The sequence below is a fragment of the candidate division Zixibacteria bacterium HGW-Zixibacteria-1 genome (genome assembly GCA_002838945.1).
GTDB lineage: Bacteria > Zixibacteria > MSB-5A5 > GN15 > PGXB01 > PGXB01.
On sequence record PGXB01000013.1, the window covers coordinates 38464 to 62188 of the forward strand.

Below are 23725 nucleotides of genomic sequence, written 5' to 3' on the forward strand. Positions count from 1 at the left end.
CCGCTATTTTTGTACGAGAGGCAATGGTTTTAAACAAAGTTAGGAATAACCTACCTTGACTAAAACGGCAAATCATCTTCATCGTCCACTTTATTTTGCTTCGCAATATCCTGAATTATTTCCGATACTCCAAACGCCCCACTAACTTGGGAATTTCTTCTATGGGCAGCAACCATACGTGCGATTTGTTCAGGCGTAAAGGAATCAATCCCCGAAATTAGCCGCCCGATCGCAATTGAGGCAAGGTACGATGTTGACTTCTCCAGAGCCACAACTAAACCTTCCCGCATTTGAAAGCCTGTGGAGTCATTTTTAACAAGAGCATTCACAATTTTAGGCGCTAAAGATTCTATTTCGTTAAAATTTCCCGGCAATGCTTGGTGAGCTCCAAGAAAACCGTAAGGATTAATATCTATGCGAATCGGAATAATCATGAATCCCCTTCCGAGAGCAAACCCGACTTCCTGATCTGTCCATTTACTATTATGAAAATCTTGTGTAAGTAGCGCTGCTAAGGCGTGCATTGAACACAACGCCTTCTTGATTTCAAGCTGCCATTCAACAGTAGGTTTAATATCTTCATGGGCAACAAATGACGAAATACCGTATATATGCAATTCCTGTTTTAATCTTGAAACGGCAGTCCTATGCGCTGAGACATGGCTTATAAATAATCTCAACATTCCCGGTTCCCATAAATGCTTTCCTTTTTGTTCAGCCTCATTGTGATCACTAATAAAACTGGTAGGCTCTATAATTGGCGCAACAACAACATTACTGATATGGTCTCTTTCAGCCGTCCGCAAAATAGATTGTGCCGTTTGTGTTATAGTCTTCTGAATTTCTTCTAATTTCAAATCGACTTCGGCAAAGAGCTCCATTGGTATGTGCAGATATAAAGTATATAGATAAATTCCGCCGTTCCAATTATCATAGTCAGTCTGCTCTATTTGTGCGGAGGCAGCTTTTAATATTTCTACAATATTATTTTTACGTTGCTTTTGGAAATATTTGGTAAGTGCAGAGATAACTACTTCTGTGCTCTCTGGAAATGGGACTTCCGCCATTGCATTATTAAGAGAATATTCGGTACCAACAAGAATTCGGCGGGCAGAGAATACCGGAGCACCTGAAATTCTGGTTTTTTCTACTATTTCCCACCCATCCTCCCCAAGATATTTATTGAATATTTTCACCAGACTTGAGACTTCATCGGTATCTGGCCTTACAATAGGGTTCACTATTTCGCAAAGAAATCTTAAGAAATCGTCATCATTCCCATACAAGAGATTGAAGCGCTTATCATAAAATATCCAATTATCTTCCCAATCGTGATTACTTACTCGATGCTGCACTATGTCTTCATGCGCATTCTTAAAACGGTGATCTTCTGATGGCAGTTTTTCCAAATCAAAAAGCTTTGTCAGGAAACCAAGCTCCTCCAATCGGCCATTCCAGGAAATTTTTTGATTTTGTAAAGCATCAAAGATATTTCGGCGGGTTACTTCAGAAATTTTCATTTTGGTTTTCCTGAATCAAACTTGCTATTGTCGATCCTTATCTCACTCTTCAGAAACATTGGCAGTCTGAGTACGTCGGGTTTCTCGCTTATTCGCCGGCACTCATGCGCTCGGAACACCGACCTACTTTTGCTTCTCCAAATGTCTTAATATTTCCCAGCGATCATTTATCTTATCCTGGTCAATATCCAATCTTAATCGCCTGGGTTTTATTTTGCTGCCGGCTTCGGGCAATCGTGAGGAGTATTTATTTTCCGGCAATCCGTCAGTGCTTCGACAAAAATATCTAAGATTGTTATCATCATCGAAAATCATCGAGCATCCTATTGCCTGTGTAAGGTGGTTGTTATCAAACTCGCCATTTTGCATTAAAATAAGAGTGATTCTATGCTCGTCCCTGAATGACATGGGCACGATTTTAACGACGTAAAGAATCTCTTGCCCCTTATAAAAGGGAGGACTTAATTTATCCGGTGGGATCGGCAATGTCAGACCAAAGGTATGCAGATCGATCCTGCAGCCTTCCGGAATATCTTTATTAGCCTTCAAATCGAAAAGGATTGTCGAAGTGTCTCCGATTTTGGGTAGTGGAGCGACCATGATTTCATACTCGAAAGACTCTTGTCCTCGTTGTTCCGGAAATAACTTGAAAAATACTGAATCTTTCGAGAAAAATGAGACGCGGGCATTTTCACAAGTCCTTTCAATATCATACCTTTTGGGTCCCAAATAGTGAATTGTGCCATCTTCATCAATGCACCACTGTAACGAAATACCTTTGAGATAGTTGCTGGGCAATAAATATCCCTCATGACCCTGATAATAAAATGTTATATCCCAATTGCCCGAGACCAGCGGCATAAATTCAAATGACCCGGTATATATCTGTCCCCGGTAATGTGGCCCCGGCCATACAAACAACGTATCACCTAAGACCTGTACGACATTATCATAATAATAGAGCCTGAGAGCCCAATCCTCTTTGGCAAATGCGCTTTCAGGCAATTCCTTAATTACTTCTAATGTGTAGCCAACCTTTACACGTTTATTTGGTTCGGGAATGTCGCGAATGGTAAATGTTCCCGTAAATACCGACGAGCGAGTGTCGGACCACACCGGGGCTCTGGTTACATCTACGGTAAATTGCCGACTAATCTGCGAATTTGCAGTGGCAGCAAAAAAAAGTAGAAGTAAGATCGGGATATTATATTTCATATATATTTTGTGCGTTATAGATCCTCCGGGCCACACAGTTTTATTGCTACAATGTGGCTCCGTGGGTTTTCGCCATGGAATCACTCAATGATGTATTGACCCACTTATGAAAGATAGATTATTTAGAAAAATTGGCAAGGGAAAAAGTGTTTCGGCGGCAGGTCACACGCTCACATCGGCTCGCGCCCTTCATTTCGTTCAGGGTCTACGACAAGACCTGCCGCAACTTTGAAAGCTTAAATTTGCATCCAATAAACTGTTATCGGCGGGTTTGTAACCCGCCGGGCGATTGTCTAAAAACCGTCCCCTACACAAAATCACCACCACTTTGTTGTTAATTCCGGCCGAGGGGTATTATAGAGGAGTATGAATATTATTATGGCTATAGGTGCGTCAAAAACACGGTTTTTCCATGCCTCATTTAGGACAGATATTTTCTCCACGGGGGAATAAGTTTTGAATTATTTTAAAAACGCAAAAACAAACCCAATTCCGTGTAATCGAATGAAAATAAATATAGTACAAGGAAATATTTATGAAATATGGCATCGCCAAAACATCAATTTGATGGTAATTTGTTACGCAATGGTATATGTAATTAATAAATGGCCGCACACTACCCCAAAATGCCGGCGGTCTTTTATTTTGTGGACAATGCTTCCACTATGCCATTATCTTAATTGCGGGAAACAGGCAAGGTTTGGAATGTTTAACCGGAGAATTGATATATGAAATGGGTAACACGTTCTCATGTCCATGTCGACCGGGTGGCGTGCCCGTGGCTGATAATTCGATTCGTTGATTCCGACGCGGAGTTCCTCTTCGTGGCGAAATCGCAAATTGAAGACATGGTCAAAAAGGAAGGAGCCATTCCGTTCGATGCTCCCGGTGTGGAACTGGGTCATCATGACGGCAAATGTTCCTTCGAAGCCATCATTGAAAAGTATGGTTTGACCGACAAGGCGCTATTAAGAATGGCAAAAATCATCCATGCCGCGGATACCGACCAGCTTGCCAGCGATCCGCTTGCCGCCGGCTATGAAGCGATAGCGGTCGGCTACAGTCTTCGCTTTCCGGATGATCTGGAAAATCTTGACCATCAATTCGAGGTGCTCGATGCCCTCTATGCCTGGTGCCGTCTTGATGCGGCCAAAAACGGATGACCCGCGGGTTAAACCAGTCTAAAATGGGCGGGCGCACACACGGATGCGCCCCTACTCAATTTATAAGCTGAAATCTATGTCTCTACTCGGCTTTATTTCCACCATAAATAAAACGCCGGCAAATGACGCTGCGTCCTTTCTGCGACACTCGCCGGCCATACGCTGAGGACGACGCCCCCCCTCAGGATAAACCGACGGCTGGGCCGGATCATCGAAGAACATCATCCTCACCTATAAGAGTAAATTGAAGCCTAAAAAATACAAGTGGATGATAAATAATTCGAAAAAGATTAACTATAGATTAAATATTCGTTAGAACGAAATTGATTAATCAACGGATAGTCTTTTAAGATCGACCGGATGTCGCCGATTGTCGAATATTTCGCATATATCGGGCGATACATGTCCGGTTTCGTGCAACCGGGCAAAATGTTCCCGGCAAACTGCATCCATGAAGGTTTCAAAATTATCACGGAACCGTGCGACAGAAAACCTGATGGCATTGTCGCGGATTACATAAGGATTGAACGGCCGAAAATGCTCGAACTGCCTGACCGCATCGACAATCGAAGCGCTGTCCTGCCGGTGGAAAAATATTCCGGTGACACCATCGATAACCGTTTCCCTAGCGCCGCCCGCTTTATAGGCAATTACCGGTGTCCCGCAAGCCTGCGCCTCGATTGGGAGAATGCCAAAATCCTCCTCGGCGGCAAAGACGAAGGCTTTGGCCCTCTGCAGGTAATCTTTCAAGACTGCCGTAGGCTGGAAGCCGAGAAATTCGACATTATCGGAAGCCTTGCTTTTTATCTTGGCAAATTCCGGCCCGTCACCGATGACGATCAGTTTTTTGTCCGGCATTTTGGAGAAGGCTTCGACAATGATATCAATTTTTTTGTAGGGCACCATCCGCGAGGCGGTCAGATAGAAATCTTCCTTTTGCGTGTGGACGGCGAAGTTGTCCACATCGACCGGTGGATAGATAACATCCGCTTCGCGGCCATACACTTTTTTGATTCGCCGCCGGATATAATCGGAAATGGCAATAAACCGATCAACCCCGTTAGCGGTCCGGTAATCCCACAACCGTATCCGGTGGAGAATAAACCGTGCCAGCCAGCTTTTAAGACCCCTGGTCAGGCCGGATTCTCTTAAGTATTGATGGGTCAGATCCCAGGCATAACGCATGGGGGAGTAGCACATGCAAACATGAAGCTGATCCGGGCCGGTGATGACCCCTTTGGCGACGGCATGACTGCTGGAAATGATAAGATCATAACCGGACAGGTCGAACTGCTCGACGGCAAAAGGCATCAGCGGCAGATATGAACGGTATTTTGTTTTCGCTTTGGGGAGCATTTGAATGAATGATGTCTTTACTTCTTTATTCTTAATGAATCCTTTCAGATGATCCGGCAGAAACTCTACCTGCGCATAGAGATCGGCGTGCGGGAACAGGTTGAGCATCTGCTCGACCACCCGCTCCGAGCCGGAATAATCGACGAACCATTCGTGGACTATGGCCACTCTCAAATGACTGAAATCGAATCCGGATTCGGTACTCATCGGGCAGTTTCCTTCTCTTTGGCAGGATCATTGCCCGTTTTCAATTCGGACGCGGTCAATTGTTCGATTATTTCAGGCGGTCTCTTCAGGGTGATTTTGTCGCGGCGAACATGCTTTTTCTTCAGCGGCATATCGCCGAAATCTTCGGGAGCAACCTTGTGCCAGTGGTGCAGTGAGCTTTCGAAGGTGTATCTGAAATAAAAGCCTTTTTCCATCAGGGCGCCGGGGATAATATGCGTCGGAGTGGCCGCCTTCTTGACTCTGACCGGATGAATCGGATTGCGAAATCCCAGAATCTTCTGAATGGTTTTAGAAACCGGCAGCAGAATCCAGAGCGGTATCGGCAGTACCAGCGCATTGGTGCCGTTGAACCGTTTTATCACATCGACCACTTCGGCGAGCGGCTGGGTCGGGGTTTCGACATAATTGTAGCAGAAAAAATCACGGTTTATGCCCATGGTAAAATCGATGCTGTCGAGAAAACCGTAAATGTAGCCGTACGATTTATATATTCCGGGAGAGCCGGGGAAAGCAAAATAGCCTTTTTTAATGGCCCGAATCATCCGCATGATATTGCCCGGATCACCGGGACCATAGAGCACACCCGGTCGGGAGATGATCAATCTTCGATGTGGATAGGCCCGTTGCCACATCTCATGAATCAATTCGGCGGGATATTTGGAGCCGCCATACGGGGTGGAGGGCTGTATCGGCGAAAATTCATCGGTGGGGCCGGTGGTCGGCCCATAAACCGAAATGCTGCTGGTGAAATAGATACTGTCACAGCCGACCGCATCGGCATAGGCGCAGACATTATGCGCACCCTTTAGATTGGTTTCGAAATATTCTTCGCGAATATGTCCCGGCTCGCGGTGCACCGCCGCCAGATTAAAAATCCATTCCGGCCGGAAATTAATTAATTCGACCGGGATGGATTTGCGGACATCGGTGAATGAGGTCGAGATGCCGGGTTGGCCGGCAAGAATGCTTGGCCTGATGTCGGCCAGATGAACATGGTCGAATCTTTGGGTTTTTAGCAGATGCTGCGCCAGATGTGTCCCGACAAAACCGGCGCCGCCGAAAATAACACAGCTTCTCATGCTTCGATCTCTTCCCTGAGAGCAAGCCGCCGGCGAATAACATCCGGCAGTTTGAAATTGATTTCGGTTTTCAGTCCCTTTTTTGCGGCGGTGTCTGTTGCTATTATCCAGAACGCAGCCAGGAATAATGTCAGGAAGCCGGTCAGAAAAGTAGTGATCATTCGACGCGGGCCCGATTTCAAGGTCGGCAGGGAAGGATTATCCAGAATGCGCACGATCGGAACATCTTTTTGAACATCGAGCCGGGCCAGTTCGTACTGCTCGAGAACCAGCATGTAAGTTTTCGATTTTATTTCCACTTCGCGCTTAAGCTGCATCAGGTTTTTCAAAATTTCCGGATCGGAGGTCATATCCCAGTCACGGTTGACGGTCTGGTATTCCTGAAGCTTTTCTTCGGACTTCCTGAGTTGTTGCTCGCGGTCGGCCACCTCGCGTTCAAGATAGCGGACATTGTCCTTGGCCTGAGAGCGGCGTTTGTGGAGATTGAATAATTCCAGCTCTTCCAAATAGCGGCTTAGTATTGCCTTTGAAAGTCGGGGATATTTGGTTTCCACCGACAGACTGATCACTCCCGTTTTCTTATCCATTTCGAACGATGAAATGTTGGACAACGCCCGTCTGAGCTTTTCCGGGTTGTCCTGATTGAAATATTCGGGGAGGGTCAGTTGCATGACCTGATCGTTATGAACGAACGAGTATTCGCCGGCCAGGACGGCATCAACCACCGTCCGCGATGTCAGAATGGTCGGAAACAGTTCCGAAGAGTTCTCATCCTGCGACATGAAACCATCAAGACCGGCCAGACTTTTCAATTGAGCCATTTTGTCGACTTTGCCGGAGGGAAGAATCGAAGCGGTGGAACGGAATTGATTGGGCATAATGAAAACAATAACCGCGGTGAGGATCATGACTGAAAGAACACACCCGCCAATTAGCTTTTTTCTCGCAAGCAACAGGCGGATTATTTCTATCAGGTTGATTTCACCGGTTTGGTTTTGCCCGGTTTCCGTTTCGCCGTTGTTCTCATCCCTGAGTCCGGCGTTTTTAAGCGTAATTTTTCTATTCTGCATTAGCTACTCCATTAGCTCAACACCTTTTGTTTATGCAACAGCCGTGCCGAAGAAAACAGTGATGTTATTATATTGTCTTGCAACACCTTGCGATGATTGAGGTAATGCCAGATGACTATATTACATATAAAGAAGGAAATTTATTCTTTGGCAGGGTGGAAAAAATTTCGAAAATAAGCCGGGGGTTGCCGGACTAATCGGATGGTTTATCGAGGCTTAGGATTGCTTCAAGAAGTTCCGAGGCTGATTTATTCCAGTCGAATTTTTGCGCATGCAGTAAACCATTTTCTATCAAGTTTTGGCCAAGAACATTGTCTGACAAAATCATGTCCATCTTCTCGGCGATGTCGGCAGGGTCATACGGATTGAAATAAAGCGCCGCCTTGCCGCACACTTCAGGCAATGATCCGGCGTTCGAAACAGCACACGGGCAGCCGCAGGCCATGGCTTCCAGCGGCGGCAGTCCGAAGCCCTCGTACAGCGAGGGGTAAACGAACAGCCGCGCTTCTTGGTAAAGCTCGATTAATCGATCGTCATCGATATATCCGGTAAATTCTATACGTTTACTGTCATCAAGCATCTTATGCAATTTATTATCCGCAAAAATGCTGCTTGAACTGCCGGCGATTACAAGTTTCAGATTATGGCTTTTCAAGTGATTGAAAGCCTTGACCAGTCGGATGAAATTTTTCCTCGGTTCCAGCGAGGCCACGCACAGAATATAATCCTCAGGCGATATATTTTGTTCATCTGATATGGCACTTTGAAATTGCTGCCCCACGCCGCAGTAAATGACTATGATTTTATCGTGGTCGATTCCAAAAAGATCCGCTATTTCACTTTTGGAAAAGTTGCTGTCCGAAAAAATGATTCGTGATGATTTCGCCACGCGCGGTATGAGCAGTTTATAGGCAGCCGCGAATTTCCATGAATACCATTCAGGATGGCGCAGCGGGGCGGTATCATGAATGGTCGCCACTTTATTTTTAGAAGCAACAGGGGCGGTGTTGGCCAGATTGATTAGAATTTTCCCGGACGCATGCTTTTTCATGTACATCGGAAGTTCGTACTGCTCCCATAAATATCCGGTGAAACGCCCGATGACTTTTGCCTTCAATTGTTCTGCAATGTCCTTATGAATGATATTTTTCGGTGCGACAAATTTGATATCGGGATGAATTTCTTTAAGCGCCAGCGACATCTCGATAGCGTGGCGCTGGACGCCGGTCAGCCGCTGAGTCAGAAAACGCGCATTAACTATCACCGTTGTCACCTCTGTCCCACAAAGCCAGCAAAAAGCCGAGGCAGATCATCAGGGTGGGTGATTCGATGACATTCAAAGTCGCTCCATAGGAGAAAAATATCAGGGCAAATGTAAGGAAGAATACACTTTTTCGATCATTAATCTTCATGGATATGATTTTGAAGAATAGAATTCCCAAAATCATCAACAGAATAATAATTCCGAAATCGACCAGCAGATAAACATAAACATTGTCGGCGGCATTGTACAGCTCCGGCTCGAAATATTTTTGCGATGCCCCGATTCCGCCCAGGCCGCGGCCGGTGAAATACATGTACCCGTCGGATAGTAATTTATAGGCATCGGGCCACATGATTTCCATGCGCTCCACATATGAGGCCGATATGGCCGCCATGATGAGATCATCGGAGCTGAGATAGCCGGTTACCGTTTTGGGTGAGGTGACCGCCAGGACCGGTGGTATGACACCGTAGAGCAAAACCAGAACCAGAAGAACCTTGATGACAAACCCGGCTACACGGTTGAAACGGCTTGTGGCGGCGGTCGCTTTCTTCAGGAAATAATAAAACAGGATCAATATCAGGAAGGCAAAGATCGATGACTTGGCGGTGGTCAGGATGATGCCGATGAAAGACAAGAATAGAAAAATTCTATCAAGGATTTTCCAGCTTCCTGCAAGAAGACTTTTTCCGTATACATTCGCGGCCAGATACATCGCCGAAAGACAGACCAGCAGGATGGCGGTTTCATATGAGACCCGTCCAAAGCCGGACAGACGCGGCAGGTCCAGCGTCCACCATGAAATCGACCCCGGGATGATGACTCCATATGCTTCATACTCGAACCCGATCCAGGGCAGATCAAACAGCAGTTCCAGAAGAAGCCCGAACAGAATAAGCGGTACAAAAAGACGGTACAGGCCGATGAAAAACTCTTTCTTCAAGCCCAGGGTGTAGACAGCCATGAAACCGACAAAAAATGTGAGGACGATTTTCATCCCGAAAGCGGTTTGCATGGGAGACAGGCCGTTAATCAGGCCGACCACAACGCCGTACAGGACAAGGGTCAGTGAAGCCAGCATCAGCTTGTTCATTCTTGCCGTCACGGTCGCTTCAAGAGCGAACGAGACAAAAATCCCGATCAGGAGGATGTCCTTGAGATAAACCAGAAAAGGGGCCCCGGCATTGAAGAATATGTATCGCAGCGGCGCTTCGAAAACGATAAAACCGAACCAGACATAGAGTACTTTTTCGGTGAGATTTTTCATCGAATCACCTGCGAGTAAACATCCGTATATCGGCCGACGACCTTGTCTATGTGGAATATTTCGGCCTTTTCACGGCAGGCGGGTGACAGCGCCCGCGCCAGGCCGGGATCGGAAATAAATTTATCGATTTTACTCTCCAGGTCACCTTCAAGGGATGGATCGAACACGTAGCCGGTTTTACCGTTATCGACCGTCTCCGGGACTCCGCCCATGGAGGTGGCGATAACCGGAAGGCCATGGGAATAGGCTTCGATTTTGATCCTGGAAAAAGCGTCGTCGCACAATGATGGAATAATGGCGACGTCGATTTCGCAGTATATCCCTTCCGGCTTTTTAAATCCCATAAACTCAATGTTATCACTCTTATAACGCTCAATCAACATTTTTTCGTATGCTTCGGTGATTCCCCGGCCGAATATTTTCAGTTTCGCCGGGTTGTTTTTCATCGACGCAAATCGCCTTATCAAATATTCCGTCCCTTTGATCGGGGCCAGCAGACCAATAATGCCGAAAGTGACAACATTGCTGTCATTCCTATCGGAAGCGGGCGTGTCGGCCGAGTCGGAGGGATTGTATATATGTGTCGCTATTTTGGCATCAGGGAAATAGTCTCGCTTTCGATGTTTTTCCAGAATAAAGCGGCTGACACCGACGACGGCATCGACAAGACCGGAATACCTTTTGCGCGGCGACGACAACATTCGGCAACGCAGGCACTGTTTGGAGCAATTTTTATCATTTCGGTACATGGTCGAGTTGGGGCACAGAAGATAATGATCCCGGATGGTATGGACGATCGGAACATTCGACTTTCGAGCGGCCTTCCATACCGCGACCGAAAAGCCGGCCAGGTTATTGGTGTGAATCACATCCGGTTTTTCCGAGTTAATTATGTGAGTCAGCTTCGATACTGCAAACGGATTATATGAGTCGATCAGATGCCAGAGCGGTTTTTTATATGCCGGCTGTTGTTTGGCGGTGCGCATCCAGTACATGTTGGGAATCTTCAGGTAATAAACTTTGATGCCATTGACAAAATCGATTTGCTCCCGGTCGGCGGTCGAGACAATGACCGGCTCCATGCCGGCTCTTTTCAGCCCTTCGGCCAGAAGCTGGAGCGAGCGTTCCGCCCCGCCGGTGACATGGGGATAATAGAGACTGTTAACGATCAGGATTTTTTTCATACTAACCAAGCGACGAGCCATTTCTAAGATTTGATATTCTTGATATAATATTTAATAAGGCGGAGCGCTCCTCTTCATCAAGAATTACGATGTATGCCAAATATAGTGTAGCGCTGACAAAGATAATTGCCGCACTGGCCATCAAAAGGATATTGGGGATTAAAGAGATTAAGTAAGATACAGCCACGATAGCAGACATCCATAAATATATCGATCTATCCAGTACCTTTGTTGATGCCTCCGAGAATGGTTTCAAACGCTCGATTAATATTATGAGAATTATCATTTCAATAATGAGATGTGATGTCCAAACGATGGCTACACCCAAAATGCCAAGATTTCTTGTCATCAGGAAAACAGCAGTCAAATAAAGCGGCAACTCCAATAGTAGAAGTTTTGCGGTGATGTCGGGACGACCGAGGGCCTGAATGGCATTAAGTGGAACTCTGCCGACCGAGGAAAAAAGAACACCTGCGGCAAGAATTTGCAGGACAAGTGAAGATTGATCAGCGAATTCTTCACTTAGCCACAACTGCAAAAATGGTTTTGCGAAAATAATCAGAGCAATTACCAACGGAGTCATTACGATAAGAATATATTTTATGGCCTGTTTATGCAGTCTTACCAGTTTTTTTTCATTGGCCGCGGCATAAGCGCTGAATGCAGGGAAAATAACCCCCAAAATGCCTATTGGAATGACAAATGATCTCGTTATCATATCATAGGGAGTAACATAATAAGTCACCGCCGTCATGGTAAGAATTGAACCAATGAAGAATCGATCAAGATTCCCCATCATTGGAGCGATTATGTTACTAATACTCAACCACCCGCCGAAACGCATTAGCATCCCAACCATGCCTTTGTCTTGCGGCGATGGGGGAGATGATTTTTCCAGATATTTCCAGCAATAATATGAATAAAACATTAATGAAATGGCCTTGCTGATAACCAGCATACCGACGATAGGATATAGGTTATGAGAAAAAGGAAGTACAATGATTGGCGCCAACAACGTGGCCAGGCTGGATGGTATCTTTATGGCATTGATAACCCCGAATTTCTGCTGGGCCTCAAGAACACCCTTTGTCCCCGCTATAAGGAGGACTAGCGGTATTGAAACGGATAACAAGTAAAATGCCTGTCGAGATTCTTCGATCAAATCAGGGGGGATATTCAGGAGTACGGTAACCATCCAACCAGTTAGAAAGAAAACTATGGCACCAGCAATTATGCCAAATAGTAGTAACAGGATTAAGGATGTTGTAACAAGCCTTCTTATGACGTGATATTCACCTCGTGCGGCATACTCAGCTACAAATTTTGTTGTCGCCCGCCCGATCCCCATATCAAACAAACTGAAATAACCAATCACCATCCACGCAATGGTCAGTATCCCGAATCGATCGGTCCCAAGCGCTTTGACCAGTATGGGAATTGTTATCAGTGCCACCGGTATCGGCGATATATAACCGATCAAATTATAAATTGTGTTGCGAGCGAGATGGCTGCCGTCGAAGTAGAATGGTTTTATTCCCGGTATGGATTTTTTTGATCCGTCATTCATTTTTAATAATACCTGTAATTGCTGACAGTCTGATCAAACGCCCGGGGCAGGAAGATATATTTGTGGTCAACATCTTCATCCGTGAACATATACCGGGATCCGGATTATATCGGATATCCCATTTGACAAATATAAGAATAAACCGGCATCCATGCCTTAATGTTAATTTTATTATTATATGTTTATTGGATTAAAGTCAACCAGTATAATATCCGTTTTACCGGCCCAGTTCGGCCTCAAGGGCGGGGATGAGAGAGTCAAGCAGGTAGGTCGGAGGGGTCTGTTCCCGGTACTTTTTGAAAATCTCCAGCGCCTCTTCCTTTTTGGCCCGGCTGTCCTGCTCGGCCAGAACCCTGGCAAGATTTATCCAACTGGAAATATTGTCCGGGTTGATATTGATACTTTTTCGGAAGTTTTCCTCGGCCCTATCAAGATTATCCAGGGCGACAAAATTGACGGCAATATTGGCATAACCTTCCGACGACGGTCCGAATCTTTTCAGCGCCTCCATCAGCGTTTCGTTGGATTCCTCGAATTTTCCCAATTGCGACAGCGACCGTGACAGATATAAATAGTAATCCCTGTTCTCGGGGTCATCGTCTATAATCAGTTTGCAGTATTTGACCGCCATGAACATATCCCCGTTGCGATAGTTTAATTCGGCCAGCCGGGGCCAGTACATTTTCTCGTTGTCACCGGTGGCGACCATGACGGCAATGGCGTTAATGGCGTCGGTGTAATCGCCGAAGGTCGGGGCCAATTCAATAATTTCCTTATTTATTTCACGGTCGCGTACATTCAGCACCTTAGCTCTTCTGAGATAAACATAGGCGGAATCATAAAGATCGAATTTCTTGTAACTGAGACCAAGGTTGTAAAGCAGATCGCGGTCCGAAGGCTGCATTTTCAGGGCCTCCCTGAAAATATTGATGGCTTTGCTATAGTCGCCGGCATCAAGGGCCTTCAGCCCTTCAAGTTTTAATTGCCCTGCATCACCGCTTTTTTCACCACATCCGGCGAAGATAATCATCGCTATTAAAATAAGAGCGGTGGCAAATATGAATTTCCATTTTGGCATCACTGCGTATAATAGGTAAAAACGGCTTGATTTTCAAGTCTGATTAACTCATTTTGGACGGCATGAAGATTTTCACGACCTGTTTATTGATTCTGTTCATGTTTTCTCTGCACCCGGTTGCCCGGGAAACTCTGACTCCCCTCCAAAAGGGGAAACTGCTGATTAATATCAAATATAACGAAATAATCTCCGGCCCCGAATATAACACCGAAAATCTCGACCAAAGCCTGAGAAACCATCTCGACTTTTATCTCTGGAGCCGCGGCTGGGATTTCGAATTCGTTCCGAAAGATGCCGCCGGAAAGATTGATTCTGTCATAAAAGCGGGCGCGGTGTCGGGAGCGCAGTATCTCTTGAATATAGATGTGACGCCAACATTCAAAACAGCGAAAGTCCGGACAAACTCTGATACGGGCAATAAGAAAATCAAATATGGCGGTTTTCTCGAGCTCGAGCTGGCCGTTTCTTTAAAAAATCTGACTTCAGGCCAAATGTGGCCGGAAAGCCGGAATGTTACCTGCGAGAGCAGAAAAGAATGGGTCAGGGATGGCGACGGCTTTCTGTCATCCGATCAGACTCTGCCCGAACCGCCGGACTATGTCATAATGAGAGCGCTTTCCGAAGCACTCGAGTTTCTTCCTGTCTCTGAGCCGGTGATTCTTTATTCCAAGCAGGATATTCCTCTTTACATGATTCTCAATACCGCCGCCGCCGATCAGTGGGATAATAAGGACGTCAGTGATGTTCGTCTGGCGCTGGCTTATGCTTCGAGGTCCCTTCAAAGGCAATTCGGTATCGGCTTAAGGCCGGTCGGCTTCGGCCGTTTGATGGATGATTCGGTTTCGTTCGAAGGCATTCAGCGTTTTTTCAACCTGTTGCTCAAAACCGAACCGAAGCGGCCCGATACTTTTACCATTGCCGTCTTTGACCCTGTTCATCCCGAAGACTTTTTCAAGCGGGTGCAGCCGTCACGGATCGGATTGTCGGACCTTGGCCGACATTTCTCGCTGGTTTCCCGTTTACAGCCTCCCAATGAAGATGTCGCAAAATGGATTTCCTGTATGAACGGGCAACTGCTGTTGCATGAGATAGGTCACCTTATGGGAGCCATTCATGTTTCCGACCTGCATTCGATCATGAATCCGGTTACCGCCTGGGTTGCTTCGGATCAGTTCGATATCCTTAATCGGCGCATAATCGAAGCGCGGCGGCCGGCCGGTTTCTCTAACGGAAATGTTAAAGATTATCTCAAACTTATTGCCGATGCTCTTGATAATTCCGGCTATGGACTGGCGGACTATCCGGCCGTGTATTTCAGCTACATTAATATAAATCGTTTCATGTTGCAGCGAGATACCTTTGGCGAAGATGGAGTGGGGCAGTCGATACCGTACGCAGTGGCCGGTATGCAAATGTATCTCATAAAAAATCTTGAATCAGCCCGCGACAATTTCTATAAGGCGCTGGTCCGCGATACTTCGCAGGCATCAATCCAGTATTATTTATCAAAAGTCACCTCCGGTAAGCTGTCGGAGCTGCATTTGAAAAAAGCGGCCGAGATGGGCTATTACCGGGCCATTAATGAGCTGAGTCGAGCAGGCCAACCTATCATGCTGGATTAAAACAACTTGCGAAAGTTGCCGTAATTCGGAACAATCGGACACATTTTTGCTTATTGACAAATGGTAATACAATGTAATATCCTGCGTTTGATAATAATCGAATTGTAAAAAAAAGAGTTTTTCAGGTGAAGAGAAATAAAAAAGAAATTGTGACATTTAAGGCTGATGAATCGCTGCTGGAAGCCATGAAAGATATTCCCAATCGCTCCGAATTCATCCGTTCAGCGGTGATGCATGCGCTCGACTCGGTTTGTCCGCTCTGCAATGGGACCGGTATTCTGACCCCCAATCAAAGGGATCACTGGAAAGAATTCACGAACGGTCATCGGGTTGAGGAATGCCATGACTGCCACGAAAGGCATCTTGTCTGCGAACACCAGAATGAAAATGGCACGGAATAACTTCCGGGGTAGTAAATTGAAACGGCTACAAGAAATAAATCGAGCCAGGCATATATTTTCTATTACTTCGGCTATGCTGCTATTGTCGATTTTGTCGCCTGCCTCAGGACACGCCGTTGATAATCAGAAGCTTCATACGTTTGTCAGCATTTTGCCCCAGGCATATTTTGTCGAGCGCATCGGCGGTGAATATGTGGATATCGAAGTAATGGTCGCTCCCGGTCAATCGCCCGAGACTTATGCGCCGACCCCGCGACAGATGTCCGACCTGGATCATGCCGAAGTTTATTTTGCCATCGGCCTTCCTTTTGAAAACCAGTTGTTGCGCAAGATCAGGGAGATATTCAGGGATCTTGACATTGTCGGTACCCAGAATGGAATAGCGTTAAGAGCGATGGAATCTCATGGGGAAGTGCATGAAGGGCATGAGCATGAGGCCGGCGCCTCTGATCCGCATGTCTGGTTGGACCCGATTGCGGTAAAAACAATTTCGAAAAATATATGCGATGAATTGACAAAACTCGATCCGGCACATCAGCCATATTATGAGAAAAATCTAACAATATTCCAGGCCGAATTGGACAGTATAAACGCGGCCATTACAGGCAGATTGGAGCCATACAAAGGGCGCCACATTTTTGTTTTTCATCCGGTTTACGGTTATTTTGCCGACCGCTATGGTTTGGAACAGACGGCGGTGGAAATAGAGGGCAAGGAGCCGAGCGCCAAACAGTTGGCTTCGTTTATCGACATGGCCCGGGCCGACAGTGTCACGGTCATTTTTGTTCAGCCGCAGTTCTCGACCAAAACGGCCGAGACAATTGCCTCTGCCATCGGCGGGACAGTGATAAAAGTCGATCCCCTGTCGCGCGATTACCTGAATAATCTGGGAAATATCGCCGACCGGCTGGCGGAAGGATTGGGGGGCAAATGAGCAAAAATCAGGTGGTCCGAATCGAAAATTTGACTTTCTCATATGACGGCGTCCCGGTTCTGGAAAGTGTCAATCTTACGATTGATGAAAATGATTTTGTCTGGGTGGTTGGTCCCAACGGCGGCGGCAAAACGACCCTGGTTAAACTGATTTTGGGTTTGTTGCAGCCCCGTTCCGGCAAAGTCGAGGTTTTCGGACGGCATCCGGCTGAAGTGCGCTCCCGAATCGGTTATATGTCTCAATTCGCGCGACTCGATCCTCAATTCCCGATAAATGTCATCGATGTGGTCCTGATGGGACGTTTGGGAAATGACCGGCGGTTGGGGCCATTCCGCAAAAGTGACCGGGAAATCGCCGAAAGCGTCCTTGATGAAGTCGGGCTGCTGGATTTAAGCCGGAAATCGTTTTCGTCGCTTTCGGGCGGCCAGCAGAGGCGGGTTTTGATTGCCCGGGCGCTGGCGGTGGAGCCGGAGTTGCTCATTCTGGATGAACCGACGGCCAATCTTGACTTGCTGGTCGAAAAAGAGCTGTATGATCTTCTCCGCATATTGAATTCCCGGCTGACCATTATCATGGTTTCGCACGACCCGGCTTTTGTGAGCGATAATGTCGAACGAGTGGTATGCGTCAAACGCAAAGTTTCGGAGCATCCGACCTGCGAACTGGAGGGGAATTTTATCGGTGAATTGTTCGGCGGGGAGATGCGCCTGGTTCGGCACGACAAACATATCGGAAAGAGGAAAAACGGTGGGTGAGTTTATTGATGCCCTCATGCATCATTCCTTCCTGCAGTATGCCCTTCTGACCGGGCTGCTGGCCAGTGTGGCCTGCGGCATTGTCGGGACCTATGTCGTAACACGCCGGATCACCTATATCGGCGGCGGAATCGCTCATTCCATTCTCGGGGGCATGGGCGTGGCATATTTTCTTTCGGTGGCCTATCGGTGGAACGGCTTGAAGCCCATGTATGGGGCGATTATTGCGGCCCTGCTGGCGGCAATAATAATCGGGCTGGTCAGTTTGAAATCCCGCCAGCGGGAGGATACAGTCATCAGTTCCATTTGGGCCATCGGGATGGCGGTCGGGGTTATCTTTATTTCCCGAACACCCGGCTATAATCAGGATCTGATGAGCTACCTGTTCGGCAATATATTAATGGTGACCCATTCCGATTTGTGGCTGATTGCCGGCCTGGATGCTCTCGTTATAGTGATCGGGATACTTTTTTATAATCAATTCACGGCAGTCTGTTTCGATGAGGAATTCGCCCGGGTACGGGGTTTGAATGTCTCATTTTATTATCTTTTGCTTTTATGTCTGACTGCCCTGACGGTGGTAATACTGGTCACGGTGGTCGGAATCGTCATGGTCATTGCGCTGCTGACGCTTCCGGTCGCGGTGGCGGGGCATTTTACGCGAACCATGTGGGGGACGATGATCCTGGCGACGATTTTGTCGATTGTTTTTGTCGTAACCGGTCTGGCGGTAAGCTACGGCCCGAATCTTCCGGCCGGCGCGACCGTTATCCTTATCGCGGGTCTGGCGTATCTGCTGGTGGCGGTTGGAGCGGGGATTTATCGATCAGGCCGGAGAACATAGAATCGGCAATTCTATAATATTTTCAGTTTAATTTGACCCGTCAAAAAATTGCTCAAAAACGGCTTTTGGCGCGTCTCTACCAAAAGAGAGGTAAAAACTGCTGAAATGTAGGGTTTATTCGCTTCAAAAAAAGCCGACGAGGGCTTGACAAACCGGTCGGATTATAGTAATTTTTCTGAACTTTTTGGCTGCATTTTGTTTGGCAGGCCGGGAGTTATGAAAATTGGTAAACACCGGGCATTGATGATTGGCTGGGTGTCCGGAGAAGGTCGAAAAAAGTTGTTCAGTTTTTTTAATATGGAGATGCGAATGGGAGTTTTGAGGTTTTTTGCCTATTGTCTTATGCTTATCGTGTTGATATTACCCAGCGCCTTCGGCAGCGGGTTTACGTATGACGGACTGGGCGCTAAGGCAAGAGGTATGGGTGGGGCATTTAGAGCCCTGGCCGATGATTGGTCGGCGGCGTATTATAATCCGGCCGGGTATAATCTTATTCCGGACAATTACATTGCCGGGAACCTGGCCATTTTTGAAAATCGCTATACGGCGATTACCGATATCACCTGGGATGGGTATGAGTCCGGATTTTATAACGGTATTGAGCTTTATAACGAACATGAGGTCCTGAATGTGCCTCAGGGCGCGATTGTGGCCCGTTTGCCGTTGCCGGTCCTGGGCGAGACCATGACGGGCTTTTCCATAATGCAGATTTTCGACCAGAATCAAAGCTGGGAGATGTTCGCCAATATACCCGTTTACAGCACGGCGGCGATTTCTCCGAAGCAGTTCTACAATAATCTTGATGTCGTTGCCTTTCAGGTCACTGCGGCCAAAGGCTTTAAAGAGGATAAACTATCGATCGGCGTCGGCCTGTCGCTTCTCAGAGGCGACCTGGCGTATAACAGCATGATTATCCATGATAATCCTTATGCTTATGTCGATGATCCCGACCTGTCGCAGATTGCCGATCGTCCTTACGACAAGATCCCGGAGTGGTATCACAATGACGGCCGCGGCTGGGGCTTCGGCTATCGGGCCGGAATGCTTTATCATTTTAATGATAATTTGAATCTCGGCCTGACCTTTTCCGGCCAGAGTTCGATCACTATAAGCGGAAAATCGGAATTCCTTTACTATCTCGGCAGCAATCCCAGTCTGGCCGAGAACTATTTCGATACGACAGAAGAGAGATATTTTCTGGAAGGTAATATCATCGACATAACCGCCGATTTCGAGACCACTCTCAAGACACCCAATTCGGTCGGTGCCGGCATTGCTTATACGCTGAACGAAAAGCTGACTCTGGCGGTGGACGGCGAGTATATCTTCTGGTCGCAGTTCGAAGGTTTTGAATTTACATATACCAATTATGTGGGACTCCCGCGTGCAAACTTTACCCGGGCCAATGCATTGATGACGGGTGATATTACGGTTCCGATCGAATGGGATGACGCCGGGCGAATGATGGTCGGCGCCGACTATAAGGTCAACAGCTATGCCGACCTTCGGGCCGGTTTTTCGGTCGATCAAACGGCGCTGAAAGAAGACACCTTTATACCGCAATTCATCGATTTGAATACGAAGTACAACTATAGTATCGGTCTGGGGGTGGAAATCGGTTTCTGGCACCTTGATTTTGCGACCACCTATACGCATCACAAAGATCTCAATGTGCCGAATATGACCGATGTCGACGGCGATGGACTTATGGACAATATCTCGGCCTTCTACAAAGCCGACAGCTACCAGACAGTTCTTGGTATATCTTACAGATTTTAGGAGGGCCAGTAATGTTTAGAAAATTTGGTATAGTTCTCATGATTCTTACTGCCGCCCTTCTTTTCTTCGGCTGCAGTGAGCGCGAATCGAATATAGTGAAACCTGATCCCAATATCCGCAATGGTTTCACCGGCGTTTACACGCATCCGGGTGGTCACCTTGAGTCCGACTACCTGTCTTTCACCATGTTCACTCCGGTCCGCAAGGTTCCGAGTATCAACCTGAAAGTCTATGTCCCGCCAAACTATGCTGCGACGGGTACTAAATATCCGGTTCTCTACCTGCTATCGCCTTTCCGCGGGAATGATTTTTATTATATCAACCACGGACTGGTGGCTATTGCCGACAAGATGATTCTCGAAGGTACCATCAAGCCGATGGTCATTGTCTGTATCGACGGTTCGGCCGGCTACGGCGGCGTTTTCTATGGAGACAACTGGTTCAGCGGCAAATATGCCGAGGCGATTGGCTCCATTACGGGCAATTCATTTGAAGGCTCGATCGTCGATTATATCGACGGCGTATATAATACTCTTGATTCCACGCGCGCTAACCGCGCCATCTCCGGTTTTGAGATGGGCGGCTATGGGGCGATGCGAATCGCGGCTATGTTCCCGGATAATTTCTCCTCGGTCAGTGCCATCTCGGCCCCGCTCGATTTTGACGGCGCCGGCGGCACCGGCGGTTTTGTGCCGCTCTTCAAGCAGGTAATTCGGAATGCATCTCCGCTGGGCAACAGCTTTATCTCGATGGCCCAGTATCGTGATCTGGATACCGCTTACACCAATCCACTCCGCACCATGGTTATGGCAGCATCATGCGCCTTTTCGCCGCATCTGGATTTCGACAATGTCGTAACTCTTAATCCGCCGACCGCGCTCGATACCTTCTTTGTCCAGGATACTCTGACTTATCTCAACCCCGAAGGCGGCATCAAGTTCCACCTGCCGTTCGATACCGCCGGTAATATCCGCCAGGTCGTCTGGAACATGTGGCTGGATAACAATATGTCGTCGATTATCGAGGCGAACCCGGGATGTTTCGATGATATGGCCATCAAGCTGTTCACGACAAACGACGACGAATACGGTTTCAATGTTCAGACATACAATTTTGCGAGCTGGCTCCAGGGCCACCTGAATATGCGCGGTATTTCCAGTGATATGACACCGGATAATTATGAAGGTTACGAAGATTATGAAGCCGCCCGCGGGCGATTCCTTTATGATATCCTGCCAGTGATCCTGAAATTCCACTCCGACAATTTCCCGGATCCTGACTGAGATTTTTATCAATGTTTCGTATATTTACCGGAAGAGGCCGAAATCCTCTTCCGGTTTTTTATTAACAGATAAGGATATAGTATGGAATATGATTTAATATCGATCGGGGCCCACCCGGATGATGTCGAGGTCGGAACCGGCGGGGTCCTGATTGATCTCAACAAGCGCGGTTATAAAACCGGTATCGTTTATCTGACGCATGGCGAGATGGGCACCGGCGGCACGCCGGAAATCCGGGCCGAAGAGTCGATCAACGCCGCCAGAGTGCTCGGCTCCGATCTGATAGAAACATTTGACTGGGGTGACTGCAAGCTGTTCGATACCTATGAAAGACGTACCGAGCTGGCCAACCTTATCCGTAAATACAAGCCGAAAATTATCCTGGCTCCGTATCCCTGTGTCGGTCACGGCAAGCGGCAGTCGCATGCCGACCATGTCGCGGCCGGGCAGATAGTCATCAATGCCGCCAATTATGCCACCTTGATAAAGATGCCGGTCGAAGGGGAGGTTCATCGCACCCAGCGTGTTTTTCATTATTTTCTGCCGCCCGGCCTGACGCCCAATTTCGTTGTCGATATCACCGAACATTTCGAACAATGGATCGAGGCGCTCAAATGCCATAAGTCGCAGTTCCTGAACCCCGAAAAAACGCGCGATTATATCTGGTCGCTGGAATCGATGGCGCGCGCCTTCGGACAGCAGGCCGGATGCAAGTATGGCCAGGGCTTCTATAATGTCGAACCGACGCGGATTGTTGATCTGTTCGATTTGGTGAAGTGAGTCATCTTACTATAAAAGTCAAAGACAAGGCCGGACTATAAATATCCGGCCTTTTGTATAATAATGAAAGGTGTCTTTAAAACTGTGTCCAGCAGACCGGTTTCTGATCCACCAGGAACAGACGATTGACCGTGTCCAGATGTTTCATGTCCGAGATCTCGGTCAGGCCGTAATCATAAAGCGACCTGAAATCCACACATCCCATAAGCATCGAGGAGAACTCGGCAATATCCATTTCGATCCCGACATGGAAGGCGCCCTTGTTTTTCAAAGCCGGCCGGCCATCGGCAAAATGCACAATATAATCCCCGGCGTTTTGGGGCAGGAAGCTGTCGCGGATGGCTATTTTAAGTTTAACATTCTGCCCGTTAAAATTATGTCCGGCCAGTACTGCGAACAGCCCGTTCATATCGATAATTCGATACATCAGACCGACGCCTTGGATGTTGCTTTCATGGTACACCGGGGCGGTCAAGTTTTGAGAATTATTGCGCGGATCGAACGGGAGGAAGTGGAAATTATCGTCGAGAAGATTAAATACCACGGCGTTGATTTGATCGGCCTGGGTGTGCAGAAAGGCCATCATTTCCATAAGAGCGTCGCGGTTTTCGTAAATAATCTGCTCGATTATAATATCATTGAGAATGAAATTGTCTTTCTTGAGGTTTTTGAATGAAAAGGCCATATAGCCGAGAATATTCTTTCCGCTCTTATATCCAACCATCCGCAGGTTGCGTCTTTCAAAACCGGGCAGTTCATGTTTCATCCGTTTCATCATTCCATGCGTTTTGGCGGCAAAGCGATTGTAACAGGCTTCCATGGCCGGGAAATCCCTGTTGGTCAGAAAGCAAATATGTTCGCGGGTTTTGCCGCGCGGCAGATCAGCCGGTCTGATACTGTATTGACTCAACTTGGGACCGTAGCCGTATCCCATTTTCCGATAAAAATCGGGACGGAACGGATACAGCGCCGTCATGCTAGCGCCCTTTTCAAGATAATGCTGATGGAAAAATTCGATCAGTTCCTTGCACACCCGCTCCTTTTTATGATTCAAATCGACCGCCACCAGACCGACACCGCCGACCGTGATACCGGTTTCGAACAAAGTCATATCAAAATCGAACAGGCGCATGCCGCCCACCAGCTCTTTGTCGCGAAACAGGCCGTATGACCTGATCTTAGGATCATTTCTTTCCAGCGTAAGGAGTCTTTCGCGGACGCGCTTTTTGTCTTCATCGGTATTCGGGATGCCCATCCCGGGGTAGGCATTGGCGACGATGTCAATAAACTCCGCATAGCGCCCCGCAGTTATTCTTTTTATCGGGCTCATAATTCT

Annotated in this window: 20 protein-coding genes; 9 read left to right on the top strand and 11 right to left on the bottom strand. The window is 47.4% G+C overall.

Going from position 1 to position 23725, the window contains the following annotated elements; translation table 11 throughout:
* Positions 1–59: 59 nt before the first annotated feature.
* Positions 60–1520: a hypothetical protein gene (locus CVT49_06930; GenBank protein PKK83747.1), complete on the bottom strand. Its 1461-nt coding sequence runs from the start codon at positions 1518–1520 to the stop codon at positions 60–62.
* Between the two features lie 123 nt (positions 1521–1643).
* Complete coding sequence (locus tag CVT49_06935; protein ID PKK83748.1) at positions 1644–2735, bottom strand: hypothetical protein; 1092 nt, start codon at positions 2733–2735, stop codon at positions 1644–1646.
* A gap of 728 nt (positions 2736–3463) precedes the next feature.
* On the opposite strand from CVT49_06935, the gene CVT49_06940 reads away from it, so the two are divergent.
* Entirely contained in the window at positions 3464–3898 is a 435-nt protein-coding gene (locus tag CVT49_06940) for a chromate resistance protein (GenBank protein ID PKK83749.1), read from the top strand.
* A gap of 327 nt (positions 3899–4225) precedes the next feature.
* Here CVT49_06940 and CVT49_06945 read toward each other — a convergent pair whose 3' ends face one another.
* The 8 genes from CVT49_06945 to CVT49_06980 all read right to left on the bottom strand — a co-directional run bounded on the left by CVT49_06945 (position 4226) and on the right by CVT49_06980 (position 13991).
* Positions 4226–5428 carry a glycosyl transferase family 1 gene (locus tag CVT49_06945; protein ID PKK83783.1) on the bottom strand — a complete coding sequence of 401 codons (1203 nt, stop codon included), beginning with the start codon at positions 5426–5428 and terminating at the stop codon, positions 4226–4228.
* Between the two features lie 29 nt (positions 5429–5457).
* Positions 5458–6561 carry an NAD(P)-dependent oxidoreductase gene (locus CVT49_06950; GenBank protein PKK83750.1) on the bottom strand — a complete coding sequence of 368 codons (1104 nt, stop codon included), beginning with the start codon at positions 6559–6561 and terminating at the stop codon, positions 5458–5460.
* The gene (locus CVT49_06955; protein ID PKK83751.1) at positions 6558–7631 is read right to left on the bottom strand and encodes a hypothetical protein; all 1074 of its coding nucleotides are present in this window, start codon (positions 7629–7631) and stop codon (positions 6558–6560) included. The genes CVT49_06950 and CVT49_06955 overlap by 4 nt, the downstream gene beginning before the upstream one ends.
* 193 nt (positions 7632–7824) lie before the next feature.
* Positions 7825–8895, bottom strand: coding sequence for a glycosyltransferase family 1 protein (locus CVT49_06960; GenBank protein ID PKK83752.1), 1071 nt, complete (start codon positions 8893–8895; stop codon positions 7825–7827).
* Complete coding sequence (locus CVT49_06965; GenBank protein PKK83753.1) at positions 8885–10162, bottom strand: hypothetical protein; 1278 nt, start codon at positions 10160–10162, stop codon at positions 8885–8887. The genes CVT49_06960 and CVT49_06965 overlap by 11 nt, the downstream gene beginning before the upstream one ends.
* Positions 10159–11367: a glycosyltransferase gene (locus CVT49_06970; protein ID PKK83754.1), complete on the bottom strand. Its 1209-nt coding sequence runs from the start codon at positions 11365–11367 to the stop codon at positions 10159–10161. Before CVT49_06970 ends, CVT49_06965 begins: the two co-directional genes overlap by 4 nt.
* Complete coding sequence (locus tag CVT49_06975) at positions 11348–12913, bottom strand: hypothetical protein (protein PKK83755.1); 1566 nt, start codon at positions 12911–12913, stop codon at positions 11348–11350. The genes CVT49_06970 and CVT49_06975 overlap by 20 nt, the downstream gene beginning before the upstream one ends.
* 217 nt (positions 12914–13130) lie before the next feature.
* Entirely contained in the window at positions 13131–13991 is an 861-nt protein-coding gene (locus CVT49_06980) for a hypothetical protein (GenBank protein PKK83756.1), read from the bottom strand.
* Between the two features lie 62 nt (positions 13992–14053).
* Here CVT49_06980 and CVT49_06985 point away from each other — a divergent pair, with 62 nt between their 5' ends.
* The 8 genes from CVT49_06985 to bshB1 all read left to right on the top strand — a co-directional run bounded on the left by CVT49_06985 (position 14054) and on the right by bshB1 (position 22389).
* Positions 14054–15613: a hypothetical protein gene (locus CVT49_06985; protein ID PKK83757.1), complete on the top strand. Its 1560-nt coding sequence runs from the start codon at positions 14054–14056 to the stop codon at positions 15611–15613.
* 125 nt (positions 15614–15738) lie between these two features.
* Positions 15739–16014, top strand: coding sequence for a hypothetical protein (locus CVT49_06990; protein ID PKK83758.1), 276 nt, complete (start codon positions 15739–15741; stop codon positions 16012–16014).
* Positions 15956–16948 (top strand): ABC transporter substrate-binding protein, encoded by a 993-nt coding sequence (locus tag CVT49_06995; GenBank protein ID PKK83759.1) that lies wholly within the window; start codon positions 15956–15958, stop codon positions 16946–16948. Before CVT49_06990 ends, CVT49_06995 begins: the two co-directional genes overlap by 59 nt.
* Positions 16945–17703: an ABC transporter gene (locus tag CVT49_07000; protein ID PKK83760.1), complete on the top strand. Its 759-nt coding sequence runs from the start codon at positions 16945–16947 to the stop codon at positions 17701–17703. The genes CVT49_06995 and CVT49_07000 overlap by 4 nt, the downstream gene beginning before the upstream one ends.
* A gap of 16 nt (positions 17704–17719) precedes the next feature.
* Positions 17720–18547 (top strand): hypothetical protein, encoded by an 828-nt coding sequence (locus CVT49_07005; GenBank protein PKK83784.1) that lies wholly within the window; start codon positions 17720–17722, stop codon positions 18545–18547.
* Positions 18548–18763: 216 nt separating this feature from the next.
* Complete coding sequence (locus CVT49_07010) at positions 18764–20326, top strand: hypothetical protein (GenBank protein ID PKK83761.1); 1563 nt, start codon at positions 18764–18766, stop codon at positions 20324–20326.
* A gap of 11 nt (positions 20327–20337) precedes the next feature.
* Positions 20338–21609 carry a hypothetical protein gene (locus tag CVT49_07015; protein ID PKK83762.1) on the top strand — a complete coding sequence of 424 codons (1272 nt, stop codon included), beginning with the start codon at positions 20338–20340 and terminating at the stop codon, positions 21607–21609.
* Between the two features lie 81 nt (positions 21610–21690).
* Complete coding sequence (gene bshB1 / locus CVT49_07020; GenBank protein ID PKK83763.1) at positions 21691–22389, top strand: bacillithiol biosynthesis deacetylase BshB1; 699 nt, start codon at positions 21691–21693, stop codon at positions 22387–22389.
* A 76-nt stretch (positions 22390–22465) separates the two neighbouring features.
* On the opposite strand, the gene CVT49_07025 is transcribed toward bshB1, so the two are convergent.
* On the bottom strand, positions 22466–23719 hold the full coding sequence (locus CVT49_07025; protein PKK83764.1) for a GNAT family N-acetyltransferase: 1254 nt from the start codon (positions 23717–23719) through the stop codon (positions 22466–22468).
* Positions 23720–23725 lie beyond the last annotated feature (6 nt).